This window comes from Candidatus Symbiopectobacterium sp. (assembly GCF_020054415.1).
Classification (GTDB): Bacteria; Pseudomonadota; Gammaproteobacteria; order Enterobacterales; family Enterobacteriaceae; genus Symbiopectobacterium.
The window spans coordinates 1-5,754 of the sequence record NZ_JAHWCO010000275.1; the positions used below are offsets into that span (position 1 = coordinate 1).

At 49.9% G+C, this 5,754-nt stretch carries 7 protein-coding genes and 5 tRNA genes; 6 read left to right on the plus strand and 6 right to left on the minus strand.

Annotation, left to right across the window (positions count from 1 at the left end):
* Nucleotides 1-114: IS1 family transposase (locus tag QZ506_RS07915; protein WP_291969005.1), on the plus strand; the 114-nt coding region annotated here is incomplete at its 5' end.
* A 453-nt stretch (nucleotides 115-567) separates the two neighbouring features.
* On the opposite strand, the gene QZ506_RS07920 is transcribed toward QZ506_RS07915, so the two are convergent.
* The 3 genes from QZ506_RS07920 to QZ506_RS07930 form a co-directional block, all read right to left on the minus strand.
* A tRNA-Lys gene (locus QZ506_RS07920) sits at nucleotides 568-643 on the minus strand.
* A gap of 7 nt (nucleotides 644-650) precedes the next feature.
* A tRNA-Val gene (locus QZ506_RS07925) sits at nucleotides 651-726 on the minus strand.
* A 92-nt stretch (nucleotides 727-818) separates the two neighbouring features.
* A tRNA-Val gene (locus QZ506_RS07930) sits at nucleotides 819-894 on the minus strand.
* A gap of 268 nt (nucleotides 895-1,162) precedes the next feature.
* On the opposite strand from QZ506_RS07930, the gene gltX reads away from it, so the two are divergent.
* On the plus strand, nucleotides 1,163-2,578 hold the full coding sequence (gene gltX, locus QZ506_RS07935) for a glutamate--tRNA ligase (RefSeq protein ID WP_291970240.1): 1,416 nt from the start codon (nucleotides 1,163-1,165) through the stop codon (nucleotides 2,576-2,578).
* Between the two features lie 99 nt (nucleotides 2,579-2,677).
* Here gltX and QZ506_RS07940 read toward each other — a convergent pair whose 3' ends face one another.
* Both QZ506_RS07940 and QZ506_RS07945 read right to left on the minus strand, forming a co-directional pair.
* Nucleotides 2,678-2,902, minus strand: coding sequence for a hypothetical protein (locus QZ506_RS07940; protein ID WP_291970241.1), 225 nt, complete (start codon nucleotides 2,900-2,902; stop codon nucleotides 2,678-2,680).
* A gap of 184 nt (nucleotides 2,903-3,086) precedes the next feature.
* On the minus strand, nucleotides 3,087-3,485 hold the full coding sequence (locus tag QZ506_RS07945; protein ID WP_291970243.1) for a hypothetical protein: 399 nt from the start codon (nucleotides 3,483-3,485) through the stop codon (nucleotides 3,087-3,089).
* Between the two features lie 196 nt (nucleotides 3,486-3,681).
* Here QZ506_RS07945 and QZ506_RS07950 point away from each other — a divergent pair.
* Together QZ506_RS07950 and QZ506_RS07955 are read left to right on the plus strand one after the other, a co-directional pair.
* Nucleotides 3,682-3,757, plus strand: a tRNA-Ala gene (locus QZ506_RS07950).
* A gap of 59 nt (nucleotides 3,758-3,816) precedes the next feature.
* Nucleotides 3,817-3,900: transfer RNA gene (locus QZ506_RS07955), tRNA-Ala, on the plus strand.
* A gap of 126 nt (nucleotides 3,901-4,026) precedes the next feature.
* Here the strand turns inward: QZ506_RS07955 and ung are convergent.
* On the minus strand, nucleotides 4,027-4,719 hold the full coding sequence (ung, locus tag QZ506_RS07960; protein WP_291970244.1) for a uracil-DNA glycosylase: 693 nt from the start codon (nucleotides 4,717-4,719) through the stop codon (nucleotides 4,027-4,029).
* Between the two features lie 140 nt (nucleotides 4,720-4,859).
* Between ung and QZ506_RS07965 the strand changes: the two genes are divergently transcribed.
* Together QZ506_RS07965 and grcA are read left to right on the plus strand one after the other, a co-directional pair.
* Nucleotides 4,860-5,015 carry a hypothetical protein gene (locus QZ506_RS07965; protein ID WP_291970246.1) on the plus strand — a complete coding sequence of 52 codons (156 nt, stop codon included), beginning with the start codon at nucleotides 4,860-4,862 and terminating at the stop codon, nucleotides 5,013-5,015.
* An 89-nt stretch (nucleotides 5,016-5,104) separates the two neighbouring features.
* Nucleotides 5,105-5,488 (plus strand): autonomous glycyl radical cofactor GrcA, encoded by a 384-nt coding sequence (grcA, locus tag QZ506_RS07970; protein ID WP_195316349.1) that lies wholly within the window; start codon nucleotides 5,105-5,107, stop codon nucleotides 5,486-5,488.
* Nucleotides 5,489-5,754: the final 266 nt, after the last annotated feature.

The window sequence follows — 5,754 nt, forward strand, 5'->3', positions numbered from 1 at the left end:
CAGCGTATTGAGCGTGCACATCTGACACTGCGTAACCGATTGCAACGGCTCAATCGCAAGACGCTCGGATATTCAAAATCATCCGAAATGCACGATAGGATCATCGGTACTTAAATCGAACGCGAGTACTACGTTTGATGCCACATCAACTCATTGAATACACGAACGAATTTTGCATTGGCAAAAAATGAAAATGTGACTGCAACCATAAATGCAATCAGGTTTCCGATCGATTGATCGTATGCCGCAAAATAAACCAGAGTACCGAATACAACCCAGTGAATAATTTAAGCATTAAATAATATTTTTTTATTAGTTTTTTGATATTTTATCACTGATTCTGACTATGATCTACACAACAGTAACGCTTTTGATCTAAACGAAGGGTAATGTTTCGACTTAAAAAAGGTCTACTAAAATGGCAGGGGAAAGGTTAATCGGGATGAGACCATCTTTTGCGATCAACGCTAACTGCGTTTTCGCTCAAGCCTAAGCAATGACCAGTGTTTGTTGCGATGTCTCATGCAGATGAGAAAGTATTAAAGGAAAAAGGAGAAGTCTGCGAGATGGTGGGTCGTGCAGGATTCGAACCTGCGACCAATTGATTAAAAGTCAACTGCTCTACCGACTGAGCTAACGACCCGCAGAAGTGGTGGGTGATGACGGGATCGAACCGCCGACCCCCTCCTTGTAAGGGAGGTGCTCTCCCAGCTGAGCTAATCACCCAATTTCACTTTTTCTTACATCGTACTTCCGTGCTAACACAGTCGTACTTCATACCACAATACTCAACGATATGATATTTCACACAACGCAAGTGGTGGGTGATGACGGAATCGAACCGCCGACCCCCTCCTTGTAAGGGAGGTGCTCTCCCAGCTGAGCTAATCACCCTCGCTGTGTGGAGTCGCATTATAGGGATAGTTGAAAGTGAGTCAACGCTTTTTAAATGCAAAATGCGTGTTCGTTGTAAAATTAGGCAACACGTCGTTTTTCTGGGCATTCGTGGTCAATAATTCGGCGTGTTGTTAGTCCTGTTCAACACACAATGCGGTTACAGCGTTGAGGAATCAGGGCAGAGTGATAGAATATCGCCAACTTTTGGCTGGAACCGTCGCTGGTGTCTGCCAGTCGCCCTTAAGTAACAAGGCTTATTATCCCAATGAAAATCAAAACTCGTTTCGCGCCAAGCCCCACTGGCTATTTGCATGTCGGCGGCGCTCGTACTGCGCTTTACTCCTGGCTGTTTGCCCGTCACCATCAGGGTGAGTTTGTTTTGCGTATCGAAGACACTGACCTGGAGCGTTCAACGCAGGATGCCATTGATGCCATTATGGATGGCATGAACTGGCTGAACCTGGATTGGGATGAGGGTCCGTACTACCAGACCAAACGCTTTGACCGTTACAACGCGGTGATTGATGAAATGCTGGTGCAGGACACCGCCTACAAATGCTATTGCAGCCGTGAGCGTCTGGAATCGCTGCGTGAAGACCAAATAGCGAAGGGTGAAAAACCACGCTATGACGGCTGCTGTCGTGATTCTCATGCGCATCATGCCGATAATGAGCCTCACGTGGTGCGTTTTCGTAACCCGCAAGACGGTTCTGTTATTTTCAACGACCGTATTCGTGGCCCGATCGAATTCAGTAATCAGGAACTGGACGATCTGATCATTCGCCGCACCGATGGTTCATCAACCTACAACTTCTGTGTAGTGATCGACGACTGGGATATGGAAATCACGCACGTTATTCGTGGTGAAGACCATATCAACAACACCCCGCGCCAAATCAATATCCTGAAAGCGTTGGGGGCGCCGGTGCCGGAATACGCCCATGTGTCGATGATCCTGGGCGATGATGGCAAAAAAATGTCCAAACGTCATGGTGCCGTGGGCGTGATGCAGTATCGCGATGATGGTTATCTGCCAGAAGCGCTGCTCAACTATCTGGTCCGTTTGGGGTGGTCACATGGCGATCAGGAAATTTTCTCCATTGACGAGATGACGCAACTGTTTACGTTGGATGCCGTAAGCAAATCGGCCAGCGCCTTCAATACCGAGAAGTTGCAGTGGCTGAACCATCACTATATCAATCATCTGCCAGCTGAATATGTGGCAACGCATCTGTCATGGCACATTGAGCAGGCAGGGATCGACACACGCACCGGGCCGCAACTGTGCGAACTGGTGACGCTGTTGGGCGAGCGCTGCAAAACACTGAAAGAGATTGCGGCGTCCTGCCGTTATTTCTATGAAGATTTTGCCGAGTTTGATGCCGATGCTGCCAAGAAACACTTGCGTCCGGTTGCTCGCCAGCCATTGGAACTGGTGCGTGAGAAGCTTGCTGCTATCAGCGACTGGGCTGCGGAAAACATCCATCACGCCATTCAGGGCACGGCGGACGAACTGCAACAAGGCATGGGTAAAGTCGGTATGCCGCTGCGTGTGGCGGTAACTGGCGCGGGCCAATCACCGGGCGTCGATGTTACGGTACACGCGGTGGGTCAGCAACGTGCATTGGCACGCATCGATAAAGCATTGGCCTTTATCGCTGAGCGTGAAGTGCAGCAATAATCGCGTAACCCAGCGATCGAAACGCCCCGTGTGGCCCTCCTTTTCGGGAGTTCGCCGCCGGGGCGTTTTTTTATGCACGAACGCAGATCAATCCTGAACTCATTGCGGCTGAATGGCCACATCTACCGCCTTTGCCATTGCATCGGGGATCACGCTACCATGATGTTTACCTTCGAACAGGATAAAGTTGGCTGCGGGGTTTTCGGTGTGCAATTGCGCCGCCAGGTCGCGCGCTTTGGTCACCATGGTGCGCTGCGCCTGACGCTTGGCACGTTTCGGATCGACCGGTTGGTTGGGATCGGCCTTGGGGGGGCTTCTCTTCATATTCGCCTACGCTTATCGTGATTGACGTAGGTTGTGCCGTAAGCAGTGGTGAACGTTTGGGGATGACCACGCCGTCTCCACACCAGATAGACGGGCTAGCGGCCAGATAGCGCTGGAAAGATTCACCATGATTAAACAGGGTAAACAGTACGAATAACCCACCAAAGGAGTGACCGGCGAGTGTCTACTGCTGTGGGTTAACCGGGACTCGCGCTTCTACCCACGGTTTCACATTGTGTTGGATAAACTGATAAAACTGCTCTGCTTCCCCTCCTGCACCGAAATCTGGATGGATTGTCGGGTCCGGATGCGTGTAGTCGCGGGGGCGGGCAGGAATGTCATAACCTTGATCAATGCGGTAGCCGATGCCAACAATCACAGGCGCTGGCCCCTGTGCGGCGATATCACGCGGCGTAGCGATGAAGACACGGTACTGAAGCTGGCGAGTGCTTTCCATATCGTACTGCTCAATGCTGAAGTAGCGCTTGGCGTTTTCAGAGAGTGTGGCGACAGGGGGCTGTGCCCGTGCGGGCAAAAGGCTGGGGGCGATCAGAGTAATAAGCACAACGGGCAAATAGCGCATAACGACCTGTTAAGGTTCTGATGAACGAATAAAAGATGATAATAAAACCCGTTATCATTACCAGCGTTTTTTCTGTTCTTGTGCGCGGTATTACGCCACAAAGAGATTTAGCCGTTGACACACCTGAGAGGTGTTGCATATTATTAGGGCCTTTCACACAGACACACAGACAATCGGTGTCACTGTATGATGTAATGGGGCTATAGCTCAGCTGGGAGAGCGCTTGCATGGCATGCAAGAGGTCAGCGGTTCGATCCCGCTTGGCTCCACCATCCTAACTGTGTTGGGATGGCTGTGATAAAAAGGTGCAGTAGAACATATCCAGCATTGTGGGGCTATAGCTCAGCTCGGAGAGCGCTTGGGTGGCATGCAAGAGGTTAGCGCTTCGATCACGCTTAGCAGCTTAGCTCCACCACTCCTTCTTGTTTTTATTTCCCCCGTTTTGTCCCCAAGACCACCGCCATGGCGTAGTCAATTCTCATATAGAGCTCAGTTCGCAAGCGGTTTGCATTGCTGTGGCGCGGCTTGCGAACCGATGGCATTACTGATCTGCTGAACCCGGTAGCCGTGGCATCCAGTCAATTGGCGACTGCCCCTGCTGTATCAGGAATTGATTCGTCTTGGAAAAGTGGCGACAGCCCAGAAAGCCACGTTGTGCAGACAACGGTGACGGGTGCGGGGATTTCAGCACATGATGGCGTTGCGTGTCGATAATGCTGCCTTTTCTCTGTGCGTGTGCTCCCCACAGCAGAAACACGATGCCATCACGCTTTTCATTCAATGCGCTAATCACGCGATCGGTAAAGGTTTCCCAGCCGAGGTTGGCGTGGGAATGCGCCTGACCTGCCTCCACCGTTAACACGGTGTTTAACAGCAGCACGCCTTGCTCCGCCCAGATTTGCAGGCAACCATGCTGAGGGATCGTAAAACCTGGAATATCGTTCGCCAGCTCTTTGTACATATTCATTAATGACGGTGGTGCGGGAATGCCCGGGCGGACGGAGAATGACAGGCCGTGCGCTTGATTCGGCCCGTGATAGGGGTCTTGTCCCAGGATCACCACCTTGACCTGATTGAACTCCGTATAGCGAAAGGCGTTAAACACATCTTTCTGCGGGGGATAAATTACCTTTCCTTCGGCGCGGGCATTGCCGATAAACGTTAACGTTTGCACAAAATAAGGCTGCTCTTTTTCCTGTGCCAAAACGTCATGCCACGTTAGTTCGGTTGTCATCCTGTCCTCGATGCGTGTGTTGTGAAAGAGGGCTGTAGCTTACCGATCTCTGCTCTCAAGGTAAAACAGGCTTTGTTGAATAAATAGATATTATGTTGCGTAGACATAAAGGCTGCGGATTCCCTTGACGTAAAATAAGTATGTTAAATCCAGAGCGTGGTGATGCATCCCGGAGCGATCAGCATTTTAATCCAAAACAGGCGTGTCACAACAGCATTATTCCCTATTATTCAACAAAGCCTGATTTAAATCAAAGATTGGTGTCTAAGGTACTGGTATATGACTACACAAGGTAAGTGAATTTTATTTTGTGGTTAAAACATCGTGTTGGTGAGTACTGCCTTCTCAGGTTCAGACACGATTCTGCTGTTTTAGGGAGGCAATTATGGTTACTGGCATTCAAATCACTAAGGCTAACAATAACGCTCTGGTTAACTCTTTCTGGCTGCTCGATGAAGAAAAATCAGAAGCACGCTGCGTTTGCGCAAAAGCGGATTACAGCGAAGATCAAATCGTTCCGGTGAGCGATCTGGGGCAGTTTGAATATCGTGAAGTTCCGTTGGAAATCAAACCGGAAGTGCGCGTGGAAGGGGGGCAACACCTGAACGTGAACGTTCTGCGCCGTGAAACGCTGGAAGATGCGGTAAAACACCCGGAGAAATACCCGCAGTTGACCATCCGTGTTTCTGGTTATGCGGTGCGTTTCAACTCACTGACCCCAGAACAGCAACGTGACGTGATTACGCGTACTTTCACTGAAAGCCTGTAATCGTATGTACGGTGGTTGCCGTAATAAAAAAGGAGCGAAAGCTCCTTTTTTTGTGCTCTGGTTTGTTCCCGGCGTTTGTGCCGGGGGACGGTATCGAAACAGAATTCTCTGTGAGCCTGTTTAAGATGTATTAGTCGCGACTAGATCTGACACTGGACCTTGAAAGGTTGAGAGTTACCGGTTTTGATATGGGTGTCTAATCCTTAAACAAAACGCGAGGTAACTCTCATGCTTCATACTAACAATCCCATTATCAAACACAAAGC